The organism is Mesonia profundi (assembly GCF_031085155.1).
Lineage (GTDB): Bacteria > Bacteroidota > Bacteroidia > Flavobacteriales > Flavobacteriaceae > Mesonia > Mesonia profundi.
In genome coordinates this window covers 21511-44837 of the sequence record NZ_JAVHUL010000009.1, presented here as the reverse complement: position 1 = coordinate 44837, position 23327 = coordinate 21511, and the positions used below count along the sequence as shown (strand labels likewise).

The 23327-nt window shown below is 38.5% G+C and carries 16 protein-coding genes; 7 read left to right on the top strand and 9 right to left on the bottom strand.

Annotation, left to right across the window (positions count from 1 at the left end):
- Window position 1: 1 nt before the first annotated feature.
- Both RBU60_RS04990 and RBU60_RS04985 read right to left on the bottom strand, forming a co-directional pair.
- Complete coding sequence (locus RBU60_RS04990; protein WP_308863594.1) at window positions 2-268, bottom strand: XRE family transcriptional regulator; 267 nt, start codon at window positions 266-268, stop codon at window positions 2-4.
- Between the two features lie 42 nt (window positions 269-310).
- Window positions 311-832 (bottom strand): c-type cytochrome, encoded by a 522-nt coding sequence (locus RBU60_RS04985; protein WP_308863593.1) that lies wholly within the window; start codon window positions 830-832, stop codon window positions 311-313.
- A 463-nt stretch (window positions 833-1295) separates the two neighbouring features.
- Here RBU60_RS04985 and RBU60_RS04980 point away from each other — a divergent pair, with 463 nt between their 5' ends.
- From RBU60_RS04980 to RBU60_RS04970, 3 genes are all read left to right on the top strand, one after another.
- Window positions 1296-1778 (top strand): MarR family winged helix-turn-helix transcriptional regulator, encoded by a 483-nt coding sequence (locus tag RBU60_RS04980; RefSeq protein WP_308863591.1) that lies wholly within the window; start codon window positions 1296-1298, stop codon window positions 1776-1778.
- Window positions 1779-1833: 55 nt separating this feature from the next.
- Window positions 1834-2820, top strand: coding sequence for a DMT family transporter (locus RBU60_RS04975; protein WP_308863590.1), 987 nt, complete (start codon window positions 1834-1836; stop codon window positions 2818-2820).
- Between the two features lie 128 nt (window positions 2821-2948).
- Window positions 2949-3446 (top strand): DUF4494 domain-containing protein, encoded by a 498-nt coding sequence (locus tag RBU60_RS04970; protein WP_308863589.1) that lies wholly within the window; start codon window positions 2949-2951, stop codon window positions 3444-3446.
- Between the two features lie 151 nt (window positions 3447-3597).
- Here the strand turns inward: RBU60_RS04970 and RBU60_RS04965 are convergent, their stop codons facing one another.
- On the bottom strand, window positions 3598-4752 hold the full coding sequence (locus tag RBU60_RS04965; RefSeq protein WP_308863588.1) for a porin: 1155 nt from the start codon (window positions 4750-4752) through the stop codon (window positions 3598-3600).
- A 360-nt stretch (window positions 4753-5112) separates the two neighbouring features.
- Between RBU60_RS04965 and RBU60_RS04960 the strand changes: the two genes are divergently transcribed.
- Together RBU60_RS04960 and RBU60_RS04955 are read left to right on the top strand one after the other, a co-directional pair.
- Window positions 5113-6588, top strand: coding sequence for a Gfo/Idh/MocA family protein (locus tag RBU60_RS04960; RefSeq protein WP_308863587.1), 1476 nt, complete (start codon window positions 5113-5115; stop codon window positions 6586-6588).
- A gap of 625 nt (window positions 6589-7213) precedes the next feature.
- Window positions 7214-11710 carry an excinuclease ABC subunit UvrA gene (locus tag RBU60_RS04955; protein WP_308863586.1) on the top strand — a complete coding sequence of 1499 codons (4497 nt, stop codon included), beginning with the start codon at window positions 7214-7216 and terminating at the stop codon, window positions 11708-11710.
- 134 nt (window positions 11711-11844) lie between these two features.
- Here the strand turns inward: RBU60_RS04955 and RBU60_RS04950 are convergent, their stop codons facing one another.
- Together RBU60_RS04950 and RBU60_RS04945 are read right to left on the bottom strand one after the other, a co-directional pair.
- A complete protein-coding gene (locus RBU60_RS04950) occupies window positions 11845-12198 on the bottom strand; it encodes a helix-turn-helix domain-containing protein (RefSeq protein WP_308863585.1) in 354 nt (117 codons plus the stop codon).
- Window positions 12199-12202: 4 nt separating this feature from the next.
- Window positions 12203-12499 carry a type II toxin-antitoxin system HigB family toxin gene (locus tag RBU60_RS04945; RefSeq protein ID WP_308863583.1) on the bottom strand — a complete coding sequence of 99 codons (297 nt, stop codon included), beginning with the start codon at window positions 12497-12499 and terminating at the stop codon, window positions 12203-12205.
- Window positions 12500-12886: 387 nt separating this feature from the next.
- Here RBU60_RS04945 and RBU60_RS04940 point away from each other — a divergent pair, with 387 nt between their 5' ends.
- Window positions 12887-14593 (top strand): potassium channel family protein, encoded by a 1707-nt coding sequence (locus tag RBU60_RS04940; protein ID WP_308863582.1) that lies wholly within the window; start codon window positions 12887-12889, stop codon window positions 14591-14593.
- Window positions 14594-14733: 140 nt separating this feature from the next.
- Here the strand turns inward: RBU60_RS04940 and RBU60_RS04935 are convergent, their stop codons facing one another.
- The 3 genes from RBU60_RS04935 to RBU60_RS04925 all read right to left on the bottom strand — a co-directional run bounded on the left by RBU60_RS04935 (window position 14734) and on the right by RBU60_RS04925 (window position 19548).
- Complete coding sequence (locus RBU60_RS04935; protein WP_308863581.1) at window positions 14734-15951, bottom strand: serine hydrolase domain-containing protein; 1218 nt, start codon at window positions 15949-15951, stop codon at window positions 14734-14736.
- Between the two features lie 260 nt (window positions 15952-16211).
- A complete protein-coding gene (gene bioB / locus RBU60_RS04930; protein WP_308863580.1) occupies window positions 16212-17297 on the bottom strand; it encodes a biotin synthase BioB in 1086 nt (361 codons plus the stop codon).
- A gap of 367 nt (window positions 17298-17664) precedes the next feature.
- Window positions 17665-19548 (bottom strand): TonB-dependent receptor plug domain-containing protein, encoded by a 1884-nt coding sequence (locus tag RBU60_RS04925; protein WP_308863579.1) that lies wholly within the window; start codon window positions 19546-19548, stop codon window positions 17665-17667.
- Between the two features lie 87 nt (window positions 19549-19635).
- On the opposite strand from RBU60_RS04925, the gene RBU60_RS04920 reads away from it, so the two are divergent.
- Complete coding sequence (locus RBU60_RS04920; RefSeq protein ID WP_308863577.1) at window positions 19636-21111, top strand: aminotransferase-like domain-containing protein; 1476 nt, start codon at window positions 19636-19638, stop codon at window positions 21109-21111.
- Between the two features lie 175 nt (window positions 21112-21286).
- On the opposite strand, the gene RBU60_RS04915 is transcribed toward RBU60_RS04920, so the two are convergent.
- Window positions 21287-23002 (bottom strand): GEVED domain-containing protein, encoded by a 1716-nt coding sequence (locus RBU60_RS04915; RefSeq protein WP_308863575.1) that lies wholly within the window; start codon window positions 23000-23002, stop codon window positions 21287-21289.
- Window positions 23003-23327 lie beyond the last annotated feature (325 nt).

The window sequence follows — 23327 nt, the reverse complement described above, 5'->3', positions numbered from 1 at the left end:
CCTAACGGTCAGGCAGGCTTACGCCCAAAAGTTCTGATAAGCGTTTTTGATTTAAATTCATTTCTGCCATCCGTAATTTAATCACTTCCACAAGTGAAGGTTTATTTACAGGGTAGGTACGTTCTTCATAATCTGCCACAAGATCTGACAGTAAATTTAATTCAATATAAGCCTTTGCCTCCTTATTTTCAATGTTATCTGAATTTTCTAAAAGGGAATCAACACGTTCAACGATTGCATTATATTCTTTTACTGTTTGTATCATCATCAAATGTTTTTAATGTCTTTAATCTTAAAAAATAACGGATTCTTATTTTCCCATTTCTTCTTGAAATTTTTCTTTTCTGTTGTCTCTATCGGGATCGTAGGTTTTATACATAGCTCCCATTTGTGCTAAGTACTTTTCTGGATTGGTGGTTCCGCGGTGACACAATACACAATTGACCACACTTACCTGTTCTGGTTTTGGATCTGGAAAATGAGGCTGAAAATAAGTAGCGTTAATCTCATTCGTCATTTTAATCATTCCACGTCCAATTTCCTTTTCCATTTTAGCATCACTAGGAAAATCTAGTTTGGTTGGATCCTTTTTACTAACAGCGTGGCAATGCTTACATTTTACGCCCAGCGAAGTCGCATAGTTATTCATAAGAAATTCCAGACTGTCTTTCGAAATATCTTGAGGAAGTACTTTAAGATTTTCCCAAGGACCATTGGGCACCACATAGCCTTTGTCTGAATTTAAGTCAGCTTTGAAAGCAAATAGTCCTAGAATCAAAAGTAAGAGTCCGAGTGCCGAAGAAAGCGCGAGTAATTTTTTCTTTAGTTTCATGGTAGATTGGTTTTTAAGATATTGAACTCATTTAAACTTTTTGCTTCGTAGTGAAAATTAGCAAATTTTTGATTATTTGAAAGCTTTTTTGATTTGCATAGCATCGCTATGGAAAGATAAAAAGACAAAAAATGGGCATAAAAGAGCAATTTTTTAGCCAATGGAAAAAATTTAAACGAGTTTAAACCATGAAGATATCTAAAATTTCCTTTAGAATAGATATAAATTAAATTTTGTAAAATTTTATTCCGAAGTAAAGAAACTTCAGGTTCTATTTCCTTTAACTATTTTCAAAGAGGATTTTAGCAAGCAAAAGTCACAAAACCTTGAAGTTCCTCCCTACTGAAAACGCATCACTCAACTTCCTAAAGAACTCATTTCCGAAGAATTTATTAACGAAATCACAAAACTACGTAACCCATTACTTATATTTCGTATGTTTGCGTAACCAATTACGTAGTTTATGGATAATGATTTTTTAGTGGCCATGGGATACCCTGGTTTAACAGCTCGGCTGAAGCGATTAAACGATGCTTTTGTGCATCAAACCAGGGAGTTTTATAAGGAGAGAGATCTAACGATTGAACCCAATTGGCATATGGTATTTTTGCTGCTTGAAAAGCACGAACAACTCACCGTAACCGAAATAGCAGAAGCCTTGGGACTCTCCCACCCTGCCATTGTAAAACTCACCACAAAAATGAAAGACAAAGGCTATATCTCGTCGGTAAAAGACCAAAAGGATAAGCGAAAATCTCAACTTCAGCTTTCAGAAAAAGCAAAAAAAGAAATCCCAGAGTTGCATATTTATTGGGACGCGGGTGTGGAAGCCTTAAAGGAAATGATGAACGACAATCAAGAATTATTAAAACAATTGAAAATCGTTGAAGATCATTTGGATGAAATGGATTATAAGACCCGTATTCTAAATCATCTAGATCTCTAGTCATTATTGATTTTCTCAAAGGAAACTTCTTTTTAAAATTTTAAAATCGTCTTTTATGAGTAAGCAACTGCAAGGACATTTAGCTATCATTTCAGCAAATATTATTTTTGGTTTAAGCATTCCAATTACTAAAAAACTTATAGACCATTGGGTAACTCCCTCCTCCTACACCTTTATGCGATTAGCTGTAGGCGCAATTATATTTTGGAGCATTGGAGCATTTGTAAAAAAAGAAAAGGTTTCAAAAAGAGATCTTCTCATCATCGCGGTGGGAGGATTCTTTGGCTTTGTGGCCACGCAGCTTTTATTCGCCACAGCACTACAATATACCACACCGGTTTATTTCTCTCTGATTATGGCCCTAACCCCTATTCTGGTTTTATTAATGTCCTTACTCTTTCTGAAAGAAATCTTCACCAAAAATAAAATCTTAGGAGTTGCCTTAAGCATAGGCGGCGCGGCCTTAATTATTCTAACTGGCGGCTCTAGTGCTATGGCCAGTAATAATAAATTCGGAATTATGCTGTCTTTTCTGGCGGCCTTAAGTTATGGGATCTATATGATTGTTACCAAAGACGTTTCTGTAAAATATAAACCGATCACTATTATCAAATGGTCCTTTTTATTTTCGGCCATGATGTTATTTCCTTTTGAAATCTCAGCGCTTCCAAAACAAACTATTTTTACTGCGGAAGCCACCCTAAATAGCTACCTCCTTCTCATCTTTTGTTTGGTATTTATTACAGCCCTGGGATTTTTACTAATGCCTATGGGCTTAAAATATATAAAGGCTACCACGGCAAGTATTTATATGAACTTTCAACCCATTGTAGCATCGGTGGTGGCGATTCTATTGGGGCAAGATGTGTTTAGCTGGGAAAAACCTATGGCAGCAGTCTTGGTTATTGCCGGAGTGATTTTCGTTTCCTATAATCCAGATCGAAAAAATAAATCGAAAAAGTCTCAAAATTATATAAGAAAGCTTCAGAAGAAGAAGGATTATTTAAGGCAAGGAAGAACTACTTCCGCAGCTAATTCTTAATCAAATTCAGCTTAAAACAAGCATAAAGGAGTCGTCAAATGAAGAAAAAAAAATTGTGAATATCTATTCCGCATTTGGAAGAGCAGGTATATTATAAATCCTATTTTTGACATCCTAAAAAAATAGATATGAGCGCAACATGGTATGAATGTAAGGTGAAATACAAAAAAACACACGACACGGGAGAGCAAAAAATAACTACAGACACCTATCTTTTGGATGCGGTATCGTATACGGAAGCGGAAGCTAGAATTAGCGAAGAGATTAAGGCCTACACCAGTGAAGATTTTAGAATTATGAATATAAAAGTGGCTAACTTCTCTGAAGTACATCCCTTCGAAAATTCTGATCGATGGTTCAAAGCAAAGGTTTCTTTAGTAGCTTTGGATGAGGAAAGTGGAAAGGAGAAAAAGACAAATATCTACCTGTTGGTGCAAGCCAATGATGTAAAAGAGGCATTTGAAAATACTACCACGGCGATGGCAGAAACCATGGGAGATTATACAATTCCTTCTATCACAGAATCTCCAATTCTAGACGTGTTTCCTTATTTTACAGGAGAAGAAGAACAGTTAGAGAAGTTTAATGTCTTAGAAAAGGCTGAAGCGGTAGAGCAAGAAATCTAAAGCCCGCAGAATCTGTAGGTTTAACTCTAACTTAATCCCATAAAGTGTTAAGTTAAAAATCAGAAAGGTTGGACTTTTTAAAGTCTGACCTTTTTTACTCTTAAAAAATTGTGCTCAGATAATGAGTTTTGATTAGAATGATGTTGCCCTCTTATAATAACCAAAGCGGAGCTATAAAGCCAATTCTTACTTCATTTTTATTATAATTTGAAGCATTGAGGTTTTCTATAGCATAACCTGAATAATCATAATATCGGCCAATATAAGCTAAGTAAAACCGAAGGTCTAGGTCTTTAAACGGACTGTAATACACGGTGGGAATCGCGCCATAACTCGTTCTCAAATGATCATCTCCGTTGGGAATATCTCCATAAGCACTACTGGTCATAAGGCTTAATAAGCCTTTAAATTTTGAGCTGAAACGGTATTCTGCTCTTAACCAGTTTTCAACATACGTCACATTCTCAGCTACGCTTTCTCCCCCAAGAATACTAGTCATCACCCCCTTCGTATCAACCTGCTCATAGCTGTAATCAAAGTCATACATTAGCTTCAGGTTTTTGTTTTGGTATTTATGTCCTAACGTAAAAAAATAGGTTCCTTTCTCTTTTACTTGATTGGAATAACTCATACTATAAATAGTTTCTATTTTTCCACCAAAAAAGCTTCCCCGCCAGTTTCCCACAACCGCTACAGGCCAATCGGGTTCTTGGATACCTTCGGCAACCACATTTCCGTAAAGATCATCATAATGTTGGGTACGCGAGTTTAATACCTGCAGTCCAAATTTTTGACTTTCAAAAGCTTTAAACATTATTCCGGCTCCGGTAACATAAGCCAGTGCATTGCTATGAATATCATTATATTCCAGCACATCCATGGCGCTAAATTCATACTCATAACCGCCATAAAACGCATTCATTTTCCCCAGTAAAACCTGAAGACCTGGGCTAGCTTCCACGTTTATATAAGCCAATTCAATATTGCTCCCTAACTGATCTAAGCTTTGCACATTGCTACCTTTATTAAACCTATTTCTAAATTTAAAATCTACCTTTTCGTGTACTTTTCCAGAAATCCCAAGCGCGGTATGTCCATTTTGAAACTGTACTCCATTGTAATAATGATCTCCTCCTCTAAACGTATACGCCCGAAGTCCCATTCGCATATCAAAGGTGATATCTATATTTTTTAAGAGCTTTGTCTTGTCTAAGGATATCATAGGTTTCGCCAGACTATCGTTTATCTGTGCGAATCCCAATAAAGGAATTAATAAAAGTACACTTACAACAAATGACTTTAACATAAAATAATGGGAGTTTAGGGTTTGAATTTTAGTTGAATTGTAGAAAGAAGTATCCCTAATCATTGCGTTTAGTCAACTAAGAAAATCTTATTTCTGAAGTAGTCCCATAAACATACTAAAATTTTATTAAAAATCAAGAATCTAGAAGCAAGCCTGCTTTTGTCGGCCCGTCCGAACGTATCATCCGGGCGGACAGACAGCTCGTGCATGTATAGAGCAATAATCAATTTTTAGAATTTGCTTGTATTTTTATTCTTTCCGCATTTAGCGTGAAATAGGAGGGCTTTGAACAAGTATGAAATAGGTTTATCACATGTTTTTATTTAAATTCGTCATCACCCCATTTTAAAAATAAATTTTATGAGTAACCGTAGATCCTTTTTAAAAAATATGACCCTCGCCTCTGGAGCATTAGCCTCTGGATCACTCCTAACCTCCTGCGGAAGCGAAGAAAGATTTGCCAAAATCAAAGCCGCCGCGAACCATCAACCCGAGATGCATTTTAATATGAGTGGTTATGCCGCTCCAGCATTAGATACCGTGAGAATTGGGATTGTTGGAATTGGCGACAGAGGTGCGGGAGCCGTAGAAAGAATGACGTTTATTGATGGTGTTGAAATAACGGCGCTTTGCGATAAACGCCAGGCAGCAGTAGATGGCGGACAGAAAATTCTTCAGGAAGCTGGTTTGCCCAAAGCAGCAGAATTTACCAATAGCGAAACCGCTTTTAAAGAAATGTGTCAGAGTGATTTGGTCGATTTAGTTTATATCGTGACTTCGTGGGAATGGCATATTCCTATTGCCTTAGAAGCCATGGAAAACGATAAACATGCCGCGGTAGAAGTCTCTACCGCTAGAACCATAGAGGAATGTTGGCAGATTGTAGAAACTTCAGAACGCACCAAAAAGCACTGCGTGATCCTCGAAAACTGTTGTTACGATTTTTTTGAATTACTTACGTTAAATATGGTTCGTCAAGGCGTTTTTGGAGATCTTATTCACGGAGAAGGTGCTTATATTCACAACCTCGATTATTGGATGCTAAGAGAGCCAGAAGACGATAAAATGGTAGATGGAGCCTATACAGATTTCTGGAGAATGAAAGAAAATAAGCGGCATGCCAATGTTTATCCTACCCACGGCTTAGGTCCTATTTGCCAAGCCATGAATATTAACCGCGGCGATAAAATGGAGTACCTCACGGCTATGATGTCAGATGATTTCAACTTCTCTAAAAACATAAAAAAATTAGCTAAAGAAAATCCTGTTTTCGAACAATTCAAAGACTGGGATCTTCGTGGTAATATGGACATCCAGTTGATTAGAACCCATAAAGGTCGAACCATTATGCTACAGCACGATGTGACTTCCCCAAGGCCTTATTCTAGAATTCATATGCTTAGCGGAACCGAATGCTTTGCTCAAAAATGGCCCTTAAAACATATTGCTTTTGGGCACGATGTAGCTGACGCCGATAAGATGAAAGAATTGGAAAAAAAATATACACCCGAAATTTTAAAACGCGTAGGGGAAATGGCCAAAAAAGTTGGTGGTCATGGCGGCATGGACTTTATTATGGATTGGCGCCTCATCGACTGTTTAAGAAACGGACTCCCGATGGATATGGATGTTTATGATGCCGCATCTTGGAGTAGCATCACCTCCCTTAGCGAATGGTCTATTGCCAATAAATCTAACTCCATCGATGTACCAGATTTTACACGTGGCGCATGGAAAACCAACCAACCGGTAGATATGAGTCTTGCTGGTGGTGGCACCACAGGAGTAAGAAACATTAATCGAGAAAAATCTGGGAAACAACTTTCTGCAGAATAGAAGCGTTTAAAAATACTTCATTTGTAAAGATCTGCGGAAGGGAACAAACAACCTGAATTCCACCTAAGAAAATCGTGTCAGTTCGAATGAAAATTTAAACAAATTTCGTGATGAGAACAGCTATTTTCGTTCTAGAGCCTGTTCTCGATGCAATTTTCTACGAAAAATCATTCGAACTGAAAGGATTTGAACTTTAATCAAGAACCTCGGGGCAAACCCTCTGGAGGGATTAAACGGACGCTAGTCTAGGTTAACATTAACCTACGTCAAGTTATTAAACCACTTAAAAAAATAATTGGATTTAATCCTGCAAAGTCTTTATTGATCTTGCAGGATTTTGCATTTTATACTGTTATAATCTTCCATAATTCAGCTTAAAAATCCACATTTAATTTGAACTTTTAATTATCAGTAGATTATATGTATTTCGAATGCGTGACGACTTAAATAAATAATTTTTATATACTTTGTATAATTAAAATGTTGACTGCCTTTTATTTCTCTATAACACTCACAAACAAGCGATTAAAAAAACCTTACGTCTTATAGAAAAGCGGTCTTTTCTCTTTGTAGTGGACAAGAGTGATAATCTTCCTATATTTATTTCTTTAAATAATTCCTCTATATGCACATTCGTAACGCCCATCAAAACAATCTCAAAAACATTGATTTACGTCTTCCTGAAAATCAATTGATAGTGGTGACGGGTTTATCGGGCTCTGGGAAATCCTCTCTAGCCATGGATGTTATCGCCAATGAAGGTTACCGCTACTTTTTAGAGAGCCTTCCTGCCTATAATCAACAAAACGGCCAAGTAATCCCTACTGCTGAAGTGGACGATATACAAGACCTTCCGCCTGTAATCAAAGTGGAGCAATCAAAACGTTTCCAGTCTATCAAAACTACTTTTGGTACACTCTCTGAATTGGCAGCGGTTTTCCGTATTTTATTTGCGCGCTATTCAGCTGCTGAAACGATGAGCAAGTCCCTCTTTTCATTCAATCATCCGAGAGGAGCATGTGCCGTCTGTCGCGGAATTGGAGAAGCAGAATATATTGACCTCAACAAGTTAATTGGCGATAAAAATAAGACCCTTCGGGAAGGCGCGATCACCACTACCCTACCCAATGGCTATATTGTTTATTCGCAAGTAACCGTTGAAGAATTAAACAAGGTGTGTAAAGCGCACGGTTTTACGGTGGATATCCCTTGGAAGGAACTCACCCCTGAACAACAAGAGGTGGTTTTAAATGGAAGTAACCGCCTCAAAGTTTTTTATGGGAAACACGGCTTGGAGTCCCGACTTCGTTGGGAAGGAATTAAAGCAAAGCCCCGGGAAGAAGGGTTTTATAAGGGAATGCTTCCAATTATGCAGGACATTTTAAGACGCGATCGGAATCCGAATATCCTTAAATTCGCCAGCTCCAAAATTTGCCCGAGTTGTAAAGGCGGACGCATTAAAGCGGAACATTTAAAATATAAATGGAAAGAACTCAATTTTCAAGCTTGGATGGAACTTTCCTTAAACGAATTATACAACCGACTAAAGTCTCTAGAATTAACCGCCGGTGAAAAAGTATTGGTCGATAAAATCTGCACCCAATTGTTCGATTTAATTCAACTGGGAATGGAGAAATACCAACTCAGTACCCCAAGTATGGAAATTTCATCTGGGGATGGACAACGCATCAAACTCATTAACCAGGTAAACAGTAAGCTACAAGGTATCTTGTACGTATTTGATGAACCCTCCATCGGTTTGTCTGTAGCCTACCAAAAGTATTTACTTCATATTCTCAACCGACTCATTCGCAGAGGGAATACCGTCATGGTGGTAGAACATGATTTAGATTTCATCCAAGCTGCAGATTGGATTGTAGAATTAGGTCCAGAAGCAGGACTCCATGGTGGTGAAGTGGTTTTTAACGGTTCCATCACCAACTTTTTAAAAGCAAAAAATACAAATAGCCCAACGCTAGCGGCACTGAAAGCAGCCAAGAATGATAAGCCGACCAAAAACAAGCCTAAAAAAGTGTCGGCAGAAAATTTTCAACCTAAAATAAAAGAGTTGACTGTCGTGAATAGAAAGACTTCTCAACTGCTCAAAAACATCAACCGCTTTTGTAAGAAGGAAGACTTGAATCTCCTCACGGTAAACGATCAACCCATAGGGAAAACGCCTCGAAGTAATCCCGCGACCTATGTGGGCTTAGCCAATAAAATACGTGACCTACTCGCGAAAACGCCAAAGGCGAAAACTTTAAAATTAGGAAAGGGTGCTTTTTCCTTTAACAACAAAACTGGACGATGTGAAGCCTGCGAAGGGGCTGGCGTCATTACTTTATCTATGAGTGCGCTGGGTACAATCAACCAGATTTGCCCTACATGTAATGGCAAACGTTTTAAGCCGGAAGTACTTCGCGTGCATTGGAAAGATAAAAATATTGCAGAAATCTATACCCTGAGCATAGAGGAAGCTTATGATTTCTTTTCCGAAGAAAAGAAAATCAAGGAAATACTGTCTTTAATGCTGCAGCTGGGGCTGGGTTATATTAAATTAGGACAGCCTTCCAACACCTTATCTGGTGGAGAGGCGCAACGTATTAAGCTCACCAAGCATTTTGCCAAGAAATCGAAAACAACACTACTTTTACTGGAAGAACCCAGTATAGGATTGCATCGACAAAATGTGAAGCAGCTGTTGAATGCCTTGCAGCAACTGAAACAACAAACGGCAGGCATTATTTGCTTTGAGAACCATTCTCTTTTTCAATCTACATGTGATACGTTCGTAGACAATGCACTGGAGGTTCAACCTATTGAGATCAAAGAAGAAGCTGTACAGCAGCGTGATACTATTTCCATTCAAGGCGCACGCACGCATGCGCTTAAAGACCTCTACTTAAATCTGCCCAAACATCAGTTAACGGTAGTCACCGGCATTTCAGGTTCTGGGAAATCCTCGTTGGTGATTGATACCTTGCACGGCTTTGGATTACAAGAAATGACCAAGCAGTTTTCAAGTTATCAGCAATCTAGAGTAGGCGTGAATTTTCAGTTTGATGTCAATTATATTCAAGGCCTCACCCCTACGATTTGCATCACCCGTAAACAAAAAAATTACTCGCAACGCACAGATATTGCAAAGCAAACAGGAATTGATAAAATCTTGCGCTTTGCTTTTTCCAGAAAGGCGCAATATGAAGGAGAGGAATTATCGGCCAGCCATTTTTCTAATAATCATGAATTGGGAAAATGTGCAGTCTGTCAAGGCTTGGGGCAAGAACTACTCCCCAATCTCAATAAACTAGTTTTGGATGCTGATAAAAGCATCGCCAGCGGACTCTTTGCGCATAACAAAGCCGTGGGATATTATGGAGACCCGGCAGGTAAGCATATGGCGGTTTTACAAAAAGTAGGAGAAGACTATGGATTTACACTGAAAACTCCTTTTAAAGAACTAAGCGACTTACAAAAAGAAATTTTACTGCAGGGAACGGGTGAAAAAATATGGAAAGCCAACTGGCTGTACAAAACGAAAACAAGGGAACGAACGCAAGCCTTGCGTATGAAGTGGGAAGGCCTCTTTCATTATTTGCAAGACGAATATTTTAAGACTCGAAAGAATAAAAACATCAAGCAGCTTACCGCCCTCTTTTCCTATAGCGAATGCAGCCATTGTGAAGGCAGTGGATTAAAGCCAGAGCGATTAGCTTTTAAAATCGCAGGCAAATCTATTCATAACATAAAATCCATGGATTTTAAAGCTTTGGAAAAGTGGCTTGCTGCTACTGACCATCGAGAAGAGATGGATCAAAAACTCATAGCCAAAATTCAGCCTCATTTAATCAATACCATCCAAAGAGCGAAGCAATTGCACATTGATCATTTGCAACTCAACCGAAAATCACCTACGCTTTCTGGGGGAGAAAATCAACGCGTGGAGCTCATCAAACAATTGAATAGTCCGCTTAAGGGGGTTACTTATTTATTAGACGAGCCTTCTGCTGGCTTATCGAATGACAATATTCCGGACTTGATCCAAATTCTTAAAGAGCTTATTGAAAAAGGAAATACGGTCATCGTGATCGAGCACAATAAGGAAATTATCCTGGCAGGGGATCAGTTGGTTCAACTCGGACCTCAAGCAGGTAAGTTGGGAGGTTATATTACGTATGAAGGCAAGCCTCAGGATTTTTTAAAACAAGCCGATTGTCATCCATTTTTAAAAACGCCAACCCAAACGTTGGAGTTTAAAAAGGGTAAAGAGTCTATTGGCATTCGGAAGCTAGCCAAACACAGCTTAGTGAAAGATGCATTAGAAGTACCTGTTGGGGGAATCACCGCTCTAACCGGTAAATCTGGCATAGGAAAAACTACCTTAGTGAAAGACATCTTGATTCCGAGTATTCAAACGGATCAGCCTGTAAACTGTGAGAGCATAATTTTTCCGAAGAGCTACACAGGAGCGCAGTATTTTGAACCTAAAATACTACGATCTCATGCGAGTACGTTATTAGTATCTTATTTGAATTTACTGAAGGACATCAGTAAAATTTTTGCTACTGAAACCAGCTTAAAGGCCAAGGACTTTTCCTATAAAACGAAGAGCAGTCAGTGCTCAAACTGTAAAGGAAAAGGCTATTTGGAAACCAGTTTGGATGTAGCCGCTAATGTGATTGAAAAATGTGAAGTGTGTAAAGGGCAACGCTATCAGCCGCAGGTATTGGCACCTAAAGTACAGTCGAAAAATATCGCGGAGGTACTTGCTTTAAATATCACAGAATTAAAAGTATGGTTAGAAGCCGCTAAAGTACCCGCTAAAACCTTAGCCTTTTTAAATCAGTTGGATGAAATCGGGTTGGCACATCTCAGTTTAGATCAGCCCGTACAATCCCTTTCTTCTGGAGAGAAGCAACGCTTATTATTGTTGAATTGGTTACAGGAACAAACGACCGGAGCGCTGTATATTTTAGATGAACCCAGCACCGGACTGCATTATGCAGATATTGATTTATTGTATGCGATACTTCAAAAACTCAGTGAAGCCAATGATATTTTAATTATTGATCACAATCTTTATTTGTTAGGAAAAATAGAGTTTGGGGTAGTTTTGGAATGAGTTCTTGATTTAAATCAAGAATCTCGGGGAATCCACCCGTGCCGTTTGGACGGGTTAAACCCTCAATGAGAGATTAAATGATAACTTATAAAGTCATGGTGATGTTAAACTTCATTCCTACTTTTATGAATTGCTCATTGAAGAATAATATCAATATTCAATTTTTGATGCAAAGCCTTGGCTACGCTCAAAGTGATTTCTCTTTTTCCGTTTAAGTAATCGCTAATTCTAGAAGAATTTGTATTTAACAAAACAGCTAAATCCTTTCTTTTTAAGTTCATTTCAAACATACGCAACTCTATCATTTCCGTAAGGGTAGGCAATCCGATTGGGTAATGGGCTTCCTCGTATTGCTCTATAATATCACTTACTTCCAAAAGCTCTATCATTAGGGGAGCATCTTCAGAAGTGTCATTATCTACCTCCTTAAGAAGCTTTTCTAAGCGGATATTAGCTTTAACGAATGCTTTATGTGTTACAGTTTCCATGATATTATAATGTATCTATATTTTTTATTCTATTATAATCATTGTGGTTGCCAATCCAACGTATATAAACCCTTTTTACTTTAAATAAAACGATGGCTACAATTCTATAGTGGTTTTCTTTTACATTGAATACGTACCTATCGTGTCCAACATTGTCGGCTGAATTAAAAGTGTTTCTTAAGTCCGAGAAGTTTTCCCATTCAGCCTTCTTGGTTACTTTAAACCAATCTCGCAAGGCAGTCTTCGCATTGGTCTCTTTCGAAGAATATGCCTTAAGCTTTTTAAATGAAATTACATGCACTTATGAAAGTATTTAATCTATACAAATAGATGCTACAAATAACACATACGGTTATTTATTTACATTTTATGTAACTTATCTTATTCTGAATTATGGATAATACCAATTAAGCTTTTTAATACGGCATTAAAAAATTGAAGTATTTTTAGTTTTTTTTTAGGAAGAAAATTTAAGCATCTTGAGTACTGGGAACGGTTCGATTCTACAACAACAAGGAAACATAAAAGAAATGAATTTTATGCAAGATTTGAATGTTTAATTGGTACTATCCCTTCTTTAGCAAGTCATCGTTGAAATCTTATCCTTGAAATACGAATAACATGACATAAATTGTATAGATTGAGGATTTAAAATAACGAAATCCTAAACCTATTTAAAATACAGCTCATGAAATTTGTCGGTAGTCAGTTAGCCTATTATATGGATGACAGAGACTTTAAAAAAAACTCCAAAATACTACTTAAATATTTGGCTCTTTTAGGAGCTGTCATTATAATTTTTTCTATTCTTTTCCATCTTATCATGGGGATTGAAGGTCAAGATCATTCTTGGGTCACCGGTTTTTACTGGACACTTACTGTAATGAGTACCCTTGGTTTCGGAGATATCACCTTCGCTTCCGATCTCGGCCGTGCTTTCAGCATCGTGGTATTACTTTCTGGTATCTTTATGTTATTGATTGTTTTGCCGTTTGCTTTTATCAGACATTTTTATGTACCTCTCTTAGAGTCAAAAAATAAAAATAAGGTCCCTCGACAAACCCCTACCGGAACAAAAAATCACATCTTGATATGTTCTTATGATGTTATAGCAAGAGATCTTACCGAACGATTTAAACAGGAAGGCACCCCGTATTACGTTATTGAAAACGATCTAGAAAAGGCGCTTAAAAATTATGATAATCAGGTTCCTGTACTATTTGGAGAATTGGATAACAAGGAAACCTTTAGCCTTGCTAATATTAAGGATGCAAAACTGATTTTGGTCAATAGGGGTGACATTGTAAATACCAAGATCATTCTCACTATACGGGAAATTGCTCCCACGATTCCCATTATTGCCATAGCCGCCGATATTGACTCAGTAGATGTACAGCAACTAAGCGGAGCCGACCATGTGCTGCCTTTAAAAAAATGGCTAGGCGAGCAATTGGCCAACAGGGTAAACGCACAACATGCAAAATCTCAGCCCATAGGGCAATATGAAGACCTATTGATCGCCGAATTACCCATTCACAATACCCCCTTGGTTTCTAAAATCATTCGGGAGACGAACTTAAGACAAGATTTCGGGATCAGTATTGTCGGAATATGGGAGCGAGGTAGATTGCAGCCTATAACTGGTCATGAAAAATTGACACACGATAGCGTTCTAGTCATCATAGGAAATAAAAAACAGCTTCATAACATTGATGAAATCTTTCACGATTACAATGTAAATCCTAATCCAGTATTGTTGATTGGAGCCGGCAGCGTAGGATCGGCAGCTGCAGAATCTTTGTATAAAAATGGCGTTTTGGTGAATGTAGTAGACAAAGATCCAGAGGTGTGTAAAAAAGTAAGCCCTTTTTGCAATCAGGTATTCGTAGGAGACGCCTCAGATTATAAGCTATTAAAAAGAGCTGGAATTATGGAAGCTCCTTCAGTATTACTTTCTACCCATGATGACACCATGAATATTTACCTCGCCTCCTACTGCCGCCAGTTGAACAAGGAATTGAGAATAGTGAGCCGTATATCTGAAGCCCGAAATATTGATATTATTCATAAGGCAGGTGCCAATTTTGTATTGAGCTATTCCAACTTAGGGTCTGAAGCAGTTTTATCTATTTCTAAAGGTCAAGAACTAACCGTTCTCGGCGAGGGGATTACCTTATTTATTATCCGGATACCACAGTCCTTAGAAGGAAAGTCTCTCGCAGAATCTGGTATAGGTGCTAAAACAGGACTGTCTGTCATTGCCCTAAAAGAAAAATCTGAAGTCCTAACGCGATTATCACCAGATACCATACTTCCCAAAGGAGCTGAAATAGTCTTGCTAGGAACCATCGAAATGAAACGTGAATTCAATAAAATATATGTTAAGGCCGATTGATGAGTCTTACCCGATAAAGCAAAACTTGTATTCTCAACTTTTTATATAAATATGCTATAGAAGAGAAATCTCTATACTCCAAAAACTCGATTACTTACCCGTTTTATATAAGAGAGATAAGAATCACCTGATTTTTTTCTTTAGTCTATTTCCCGTTGAACCGCTTCGATAAAAGCTTGCCGACTTTCGGTGAGCTTAGCTGAACTGGCTTTGGGCCAGGCTGCGATTTGGGCAATCACAAGATCTTTATGCGGATCAACGTAAAGCATCTGACCAAAAATACCGATAGCAGCGTAGCTTCCGTTTTTAAAACGCCACCACAAATATCCATATCCCCCGCCTTGATCGTTAGTTTCATACAAAAGCGAGGTGGCTTTCTCCAAATACTCCTCGGCAAGGAGATTTTGATCGCCGAGTCTCCCCTCATTTAACATGAGCGTTCCCAAGCGCGCGTAATCTCTTAGCGTAGCCGAAAGACCACTTCCACCAATATTTAAATTGCTACACTCATCAGCCAACCAATACGCACAGTGTTTCATTCCCCAAGGTTGCCAAATCTTTTCAGAAAGGTAATCGGCTAAGCTTTTTCCTGTCGCTTTTTGTATCAAAATTCCAACTAAATCGGTTTCCCCAGTACTATAATTCCAATGGGTTCCGGGTTCGTGTGCAAATTTTAGTGATTTCATATAGGTTAAAATATGAGACTCGCTATTTTCACAAGGGTTCTGGTACATTTGTGCCACATCGGCATTGGGATCTTCGTAATCTTCGTTCCAGGCAATACCAGAAGTCATGGTGAGTAATTGACGCACGGTCACTTTTCCGTAATCGTGGCCTTTTAACTCCGGAATATATTTTTGTAAAACATCGTCTAAACTTTCAATAGCGCCCTCTTTTAAGGCGACGCCCAGCAGCATGGACGAAACCGATTTTGCCATGGAAAACGAAGTCCAAAGGCTTTCTTGATCGACGCCGGCTGCGTACTTTTCCAGTCTTATGGAGTCGTTTTGCAAAACGAGAACGCCTTTAATATGATTAACTTTCATATACGAATCCAAGCTTCTGTCATCTTTCCATTGCGGAGTGATCAATTGACCTTGGTCGAGTTCATCAACTGTTTTTCCGACCTGCACGCGATGACTCGGAAAAATAGCTTGCATCATCGGGAAACGCCGTTCCTTTTCGTCCTGGGACCAAAAGAGGAGACTTTCCAGTTTCTGACCCATAGTTTCGCCAGAAATTTGTTCTCTTTCTTTAGGAGCAAACACAGTGTCAAGACTTTGACAATCCTGTGCTTTTATGCTTAGCGTTACCAGTGTTATAAATAGTAAGATTAAAAGCTTGTTGTTAGGAATCATGTATGCGCATTTTTAATGATTGTGCCGAACAAATATAGTGAACTCTTCTTTTGAACGTTCAAAGAATACAGAACAGTTACTCTTTCTTCCAAACGAGTTATTGCCACTTATAAACTTTCATTTTTTACTGAAATGGCAAACTAGAAACTGCTCGCTCTCGCAATTGTGAAATTTCATTCAATTTAACAGGAAAAAAAGTCGAACTTCAAAAGAAATCCAAACCTTATTATTTTAAATACCCCTTTTCATAAAGTGTTTTATCATTTTTTTCTTTGGTGTTGTGCATCCAAATTATCCTGGATCTTGTGCTCTGGACGAGACCATTTGGGCTTTTCTCCTAAGGCGTGATACTGTGCATTTTTAGCTTCTGTTGTTTTGGGTTGTGGATGTTTTTCAAAAGCTTGCTGCGGAACTAAACCTAGCTCCTCGAAAAGCTTCATATCTTCATGGATATCGGGATTGGGCGTTGTGAGTAATTTATCGCCGGCAAATATCGAATTGGCGCCGGCAAAAAAGCATAAGGCTTGGCCTTCTCGACTCATACGGGTACGTCCTGCCGATAAACGGACTTGTGTCTCGGGCAAAACGATTCTTGCCGTGGCAATCATACGGACCATTTCCCAAATGGAGATCGGTTGCATTTCCTCTTTAGGCGTTCCTTCAACAGGAACAAGAGCATTAATGGGTACGGACTCGGGTTGTGGGCTCATCGACGCCAAAGTCATCAGCATATCAGCACGATCTTCTATGCACTCGCCCATTCCAATAATGCCTCCACTACAAACCGTTACGTTGGTTTTGCGCACATTTTCAATCGTTTGGAGTCGGTCTTTATAGCCTCTAGTCGATATTATTTCTTCGTAATATTCTTCGGAAGAGTCAATATTATGATTGTAGGCATATAAACCAGCTTCTGAAAGTCGCTGTGCCTGATTTTCGGTAATCATTCCCAACGTACAACACACTTCCATATCCATCTTATTGAGGGAGCGTACCATTTCTAAAACCTGGTCAAATTCTGGGCCATCTTTAACGTTGCGCCAAGCTGCTCCCATACAAATTCTTGAACTCCCGGAAGCTTTTGCCCGTAGCGCCTGAGCTTTAACTTTATCAATTCCCATTAGTCCTTCTGCTTCAACTTGGGTATGGTAGCGAGCGGCTTGTGGGCAATAGCCACAATCTTCGGGGCAACCTCCTGTTTTTATAGAGACCAAAGTCGATACTTGCACTTTGTTGGGATCGTGGTATTTCCTATGAATGCTGGCAGCTTCATACAGTAACTCCATCATCGGCTTGTTGTATAAAGCGACAACTTCTTCTCGTGTCCATTTTTTGGAATGGTTCATAAATTTATTGTTTTAATAATTAGTCTTCCGGATTTTAAAAGCTGAGTCTATTTTGAAAAAGATCATGTCACTTCGAGTGGAGCAAATTAGAAAATAAGAAATCTTGATTTCGTAAATTTTCTGAGTAGGCTTTATCGAGAAGCTTTGTTAATACTAAGGAACTCAATGCCTGCCCGTTCCGTTCAGGCGAGCAAATTATTTTCTTGGCTGTCGCTACGAAAAAATTCACTCGATCTGACAGCAAGTTATCGAACGTCAATATCATTGCTTTCAAAATTTTTAAATGTGATCTCGAACGGACAAGTGTATTTTTACTTTTGGGAGAGTAAACTCAGAATTGAAGTGATTTGATTTTCAAAAACTGCCTTTACTGTTCATTCCATTGGTATTTCACTCCCAATCCAAACCAGCGGGTAGGCATAGGTACGGCACCTGCTTCTTTGTATTCAGCATCAAACAGATTGGTGACTTCTGTATATAAAACGAAATCTTGGCACTGGTAATTAACACGAACATCTGTAAGATTATAAGCACTAGCAAGTTCACGCTTTAACCACCTGTTTTTCAGCTGAAAAGAAAAATCGTTGATTTGGTAATGAATTCCCGCAATAAACTGATGCTTTAAAGACTCTAAAGTATATTTAGACTGGGTTTCTCCTGAAGTCTCTAAAGTAGGATTTAAATAATTATAACTCACTTGATACCCAAAAGTGTGTTCCTCGCCTAAATCAAAATCTTGTTGCACTCTCCCATAAACACCCTGCATGTTATTTTTCCCAAAATTAATGGGCGAATAAGGTACTGAAGGATCAGGCCTCACCCAATCAATAAAGTCAGCTATTGTACGATAAAAATATCCTGTTTTAAGTTGTAGGCTTCCTTTTTTATACTGAATATTCCCTTCGTAAGACCAGGCGTTTTCGGGTTGAAGGGAGGCATTCCCTATATTCCCCGGACGTTGGTCTAGGTATAAATCTGTAAAAGAAGGGATTCGCTGACTAGAACCTATGCTTGTAGAAATTTTCCAATGCACATTAAGAAGATAAGCCAAATCAAGTCCAGGATATGCCTGCCAACCAAAATCAGTATTGTAGTTGGCATAAACACCTAGCGTTCCTCTTATTTTCTCTCCCAAGCTACTTTTTAATTCCGCATAAGCGCCATGATTATCGCGATCATGTTTACCTATATTGGAGCTATTAATTTTTTCTAACCGCGATTCCCAGCCAAAACCAAAAGTTCCTATTCCTGTTTTAAGACTCGTATTCAATTCTAGCATTAACGCATTGGTATAGTGCAACGATCGTCCTTTGCTTAAATCATCCTTAAAATAACGGTAGTCGTCTTCCCCATAGCGATCACTGATTCTAGGAGAAATTGTAAAGTTTCCAAACTCATGTATTGAAGAAATACTGAAAACGGAAGACTCAACAATTTCTTCGGAATTTATATCTCCTGGAGCAGCGTAAAAGCCATTGGCGCCAAAACGGCTTCGGGCATAACCCGCCATAGCCTGAATACTGTGATTGCTATTGAAATCATAATTTCCGTTATAAAAAAGACGCGTACTTTTTGAAGCCGAATTGTAACGTTGGCCGTTGGAATTGCTTTGAGAAACGGAGAAAAGCTGACTTTGCTTTTCCGATCCGAAAATTCCCGTAACCTCGGCTGATCCTCCCCCATAAATTCCTGAGCCGTCACCTTCGTCCTTATTTTTAAAGGAACTTCCCCCCTGAATAGTTGCCGTTACGGAAGATTTTTTTTCTTTTTTGGTCACAATATTAATCGCCCCGGTAAGGGCATTGATGCCATAAACTCGGGCTGCGGCACCTCTAAGCACTTCAATATGATCGATGGCACTTAAAGGCACAGGAATATTCATCATATTGTGGGCAGTTTGCGCATCAATCATCTTAACGCCATTGAGCAATACTAAAGTTTGCTCAGAAGTTCCGCCATCAATAGAAATATCAGTCTGTGTTCCAAACGGTCCACGCTGTCGAATATCTACACCCCCAACAAAAGACAAGACCTCGTTGAGGGATTTTGCAGGAAGCGCCTCAATTTGCTTTTGTGTTATCACCTGTATATCTCGGTTCACTTGATTAAAAGGGGTTTGCAATCGGTTTCCCTGAATAATAACTTCCTCCAACTGATTGTTCTCCATCTTTAGATTGGGAAGGCTATCCTGTTGCTGTGCGAAGCTAGGGATGGCAGCTATGAGTCCTAAAATAGCTAATACTTTTTTCATATATATTTTTCTTAAACGATACTATTGAATAATGCGATGCAAATATTTAGATAAAAATAGTAGCTTTGGTAGTCCGAAATGTAAATAATGAGTAGTCCAGTTAAAATTCATTTTCAATCCTTCATAAAAATAGATCGTCGAAAAAAAGAGGCGATTTATATGCAAATCGTCTATCAGTTTATTAATGCAGTCAAACACAGTATTTTAGAGAATGATGACCGATTACCAGGCAGTAGAAAAATTGCTGAAGAGCTACAGGTTCACCGGAAAACCATTGTTGCTGCTTTGGCAGAATTACAAGAACAAGGCTGGGTAAAAACGCTCCCTAACAGAGGGACTTTTGTAAAAAACCCCGAGCTTTCTCCGGGGGAAGTCGAAAAAACCAAAGCTTTCCAACAACCGCCAGAAAAGGCTCCTTTTCAGTTTAGAAAAGAATTCATTTTGGATACACCTATAGAAGAGCGCCCAGAGAAACTTTACTTTACAGATGGAACTCCAGATGATCGGATTATTAAATCAGAAGAGTTAGTTCGTTTTTACGCCTCCGTCTTAAAAAGAAAAAAACAAGCTGAAACATTACCAAATCCCACTGGCGGGAATCTATTTTTTAGGGATCAATTGAGCTATTACCTCAATCTAACTAGAGGTTTTCATCTTTCTAAAAACTTTTTATTGCCTGTGGCGGGCTTTGAGCAGGTACTTTCTATCTTATCCCGCTTACTCATCCATACAGGGGATCTGGTTTTGGTAGAAGAATTAAGCTACTTTCTACCCAATATGATTTTTAATCAAGCGGGAGCCCAAATGAAAACGATTCCGGTAGATGCGAACGGAATGGACATCGATTATATTGAAACCCATTTTAAACCTGGGGAAATACGATTGGTTTATATCAATACCAACTGTCAATATCCCACAACAGTCGCTCTTTCTGAAAAACGTAAAACGCAATTAATAGCTTTAGCTGAAGCCTACGACTTCATTATCATAGAAGATAATACCGATGTTGAATTTTCATCGGTCAAAAACAAAAAAGACTCCCTGTTTAGCAAAAACAACGGGAAACGCGTTCTCTATGTGGGGAGTTTCGGAAGGTTTTTGAATCCCGGTTTTCAAATGAATTTTTTGATTGCTCCAAAAGACCTGCTGCAAGAAGCCACTAAATACCTGAATATTTTAGGCAAACCCGATGTCATGATGGAAAAAGCACTGGGAGAACTCATCCACCAAGGAGACATTCATCGGTACCAAAGAAAGTCTAAAAAAGTAGTTGCCGAACGCAAAGAAGGTTTTTCACATTTGCTTCACCACCACTTCAAAGACCAAATCACAGTTACGATTCCGTCTTCAGGCTTGGCATTTTGGATTCAATTTACCAATTTCTTTTCATTGACGCATTTACAGGAGAAAGCAAAAGAAAAAGGACTTCTAATTCCGAGTATCTGCCTTTACCAAAACCGAAAAATGACTTCGTTAAGACTGGGTTTTGCACATCTTAATCCACAAGAGATGGAGGCCGCTGTCCAATTACTTGCGGAAAGCTATTGGGAAGTGGTTGTGTAAAAATGATATCATCAGAAACGATTCTACTATTTCTTTAGTTTTATTTCCTACCTGCTTTTTTATCAAAGGAAAGAAAAAGCGATTGGTTACTATTCATATACAAGAAAAGCCATTCTCTCGAACGGCTTTTCTTAATTTTAATCTGCCTAAAAAGTAACTTCTTTCATTCAAAAATTTACTTTTTAATTATTTTATAGGATTTTTCAATTCCTTGTAAGGTTACATTAATCAAGTATATACCTGTGGATAAGTTTTGCGTTTGCAGTTGGGCTTCCAAAGTATTTGGAGATTTCTGTAAAACTTCCTGACCTAGAATAGTGTAAACTTTTAGATTTTCTATTGGGGTTTCCGCTCTTAGGTTCAATTGATTTTCAACGGGATTCGGATAAAAGTTAAGCTGGTTGAATACAGAACTTTCAACAGTTAAATTTTCAATAATTTCGACCGCATAATCTTCGGCTTCTCCATAAGATTTATTAATACAAGGTTCAATATCATCTCCCCCAAGCCATGCCATACGAGCTCGAATTCGATATATACCGAGATCTAGATCTTCTGGGATGGTAAATTGAAAGTTAAATTCTCCTTCTGTATCTAAGCCTCCCCCAGCGGTGTTTCCTATTTCTTCCTCTTCTGCAAAAACACCATCTTGATTAAAGTCCAACCATATTCTAATATCATCTTCTTCTGCAACTTCTGATTCAGAAGTAAGCTTCATGCTATAGGTATCTCCTTGCTCTAATACAGGTGCTTTTAGGTCTTGAGTATAATCCGTATAACCTGTTTCGCTGCAGTTTGAGTCATTTTGAAAAATAACTTCACCCATTTCATCTTCTATCATTACTTGATTTATCGCATCACCATCATCACACCCCAGCGTATATTCGGGTGCGCAATAACATTCTTCAGCTGAATTTAAGTTTACAACAATAGCTTCGCTAGTATCCGTATTTCCAAATTCACATGCAATGATAAAACGAAACTGAGTGGGTGCATCGATTCCTTGTTCCATGGTCAAGTTTAAAGATGTTGCATCTTCAATCACCGTCCAATTCTCTTCGTCAATTGGCGATTGTTCCCAAGTATACTCCACTCCAGAAACTCCAGTAGTAGCATTTAAGGGAGAAATCATAAACTCAGCAAGCGCACAGACACTTTCAGGACCTTCCAAAATACCTGCACTAACTTCTGAACATTCATCTGAAGCAGAGCAAGTTCCGGAGAGCGTCATCACACCATCGCGAATAACTCCAAATAAATCTTCAACTCCATGCCAGCCTCCAGCTAAAAAAACAAAGGTTCCAGTGGGGGTTTCAAGTTCTGATATCAACTCAAAGCCAATACTACTTCCTCCGTAATTAGGGATTTGCACGCCCAGCCAATAAACGGCTCCGTCTTCTTCAGATTCAAAAGTAAGCGGTTCATCTAATTCAACATAAACCTCAACTACGTCATTTATTCCATCTTCATCCTCATATTCTCCCACCACTTCTACTGAAGTAGCTTCCATATCTATTAGACTTGTTATTAAATTGTCGGGACCATTCCCTGAATCTTCATAAAAAATAAAATCCACATCTGTAATAGTCCCTCCAGGCTCTACAAAGGCGTGAAAAGTGATTGATTCTAAAGAAAAAACGCCCATTTCTTCCTCTACAACAAAGTCATTTGCAATAATATAATTTTTCAACGACCCCAAACTGGTTTCAAAATCATTACTTAAGGTTTCTTGGCCACAATCAACAGTAGTCATCGATCTGGAAGTTTGTAAGAGGCTCTTACTCTGTTCGTTATTTGTTCTTAAAACGACTCCCTTTTTATAAGTAATTCCTTGGGAATACCCCAAAGAACTAATTAAAAATACTAGAAATAGTAAAGTAATTTTTTTCATGATAATAAGTTTTAAAGGTTAGTCTACTTCTAAAAGTAATGAATAAACCTGATAAAACCTGAATTTTCAATGGTTTACCCAAATCATCATGATGATTATTCGAATAATAAAACGGGATTAAAAACAACCGAAACAAATAAAGAAAGACTAATGCTTCATGATTTCCGCAAGCCTGTAACCTCTTATTGTCGAACATCTTGCCACTCGTGAAGCTTACAACTTTTGCTGTGGGCACGAAAGCTTGATACTCGAACAAGTTAGGTATTCTTTTAAAGTTTTGGTAGCTCAAATACGGAACTGGATACTTATGGAGACTTTACGCTGT

What these genes read in the sequence shown, in the direction of transcription:
- bioB (WP_308863580.1), bottom strand. Translation starts at nt 17,297, where the DNA reads ATGAACCATTCCAAAAAATGGACACGAGAAGAAGTTGTCGCTTTATAC.
- RBU60_RS04955 (WP_308863586.1), top strand. Translation starts at nt 7,214, where the DNA reads ATGCACATTCGTAACGCCCATCAAAACAATCTCAAAAACATTGATTTA.
- RBU60_RS04915 (WP_308863575.1), bottom strand. Translation starts at nt 23,002, where the DNA reads ATGAAAAAAATTACTTTACTATTTCTAGTATTTTTAATTAGTTCTTTG.
- RBU60_RS04960 (WP_308863587.1), top strand. Translation starts at nt 5,113, where the DNA reads ATGAGTAACCGTAGATCCTTTTTAAAAAATATGACCCTCGCCTCTGGA.
- RBU60_RS04980 (WP_308863591.1), top strand. Translation starts at nt 1,296, where the DNA reads ATGGATAATGATTTTTTAGTGGCCATGGGATACCCTGGTTTAACAGCT.
- RBU60_RS04975 (WP_308863590.1), top strand. Translation starts at nt 1,834, where the DNA reads ATGAGTAAGCAACTGCAAGGACATTTAGCTATCATTTCAGCAAATATT.
- RBU60_RS04940 (WP_308863582.1), top strand. Translation starts at nt 12,887, where the DNA reads ATGAAATTTGTCGGTAGTCAGTTAGCCTATTATATGGATGACAGAGAC.
- RBU60_RS04985 (WP_308863593.1), bottom strand. Translation starts at nt 832, where the DNA reads ATGAAACTAAAGAAAAAATTACTCGCGCTTTCTTCGGCACTCGGACTC.
- RBU60_RS04990 (WP_308863594.1), bottom strand. Translation starts at nt 268, where the DNA reads ATGATGATACAAACAGTAAAAGAATATAATGCAATCGTTGAACGTGTT.
- RBU60_RS04950 (WP_308863585.1), bottom strand. Translation starts at nt 12,198, where the DNA reads ATGGAAACTGTAACACATAAAGCATTCGTTAAAGCTAATATCCGCTTA.
- RBU60_RS04970 (WP_308863589.1), top strand. Translation starts at nt 2,949, where the DNA reads ATGAGCGCAACATGGTATGAATGTAAGGTGAAATACAAAAAAACACAC.
- RBU60_RS04965 (WP_308863588.1), bottom strand. Translation starts at nt 4,752, where the DNA reads ATGTTAAAGTCATTTGTTGTAAGTGTACTTTTATTAATTCCTTTATTG.
- RBU60_RS04925 (WP_308863579.1), bottom strand. Translation starts at nt 19,548, where the DNA reads ATGAAAAAAGTATTAGCTATTTTAGGACTCATAGCTGCCATCCCTAGC.
- RBU60_RS04935 (WP_308863581.1), bottom strand. Translation starts at nt 15,951, where the DNA reads ATGATTCCTAACAACAAGCTTTTAATCTTACTATTTATAACACTGGTA.
- RBU60_RS04920 (WP_308863577.1), top strand. Translation starts at nt 19,636, where the DNA reads ATGAGTAGTCCAGTTAAAATTCATTTTCAATCCTTCATAAAAATAGAT.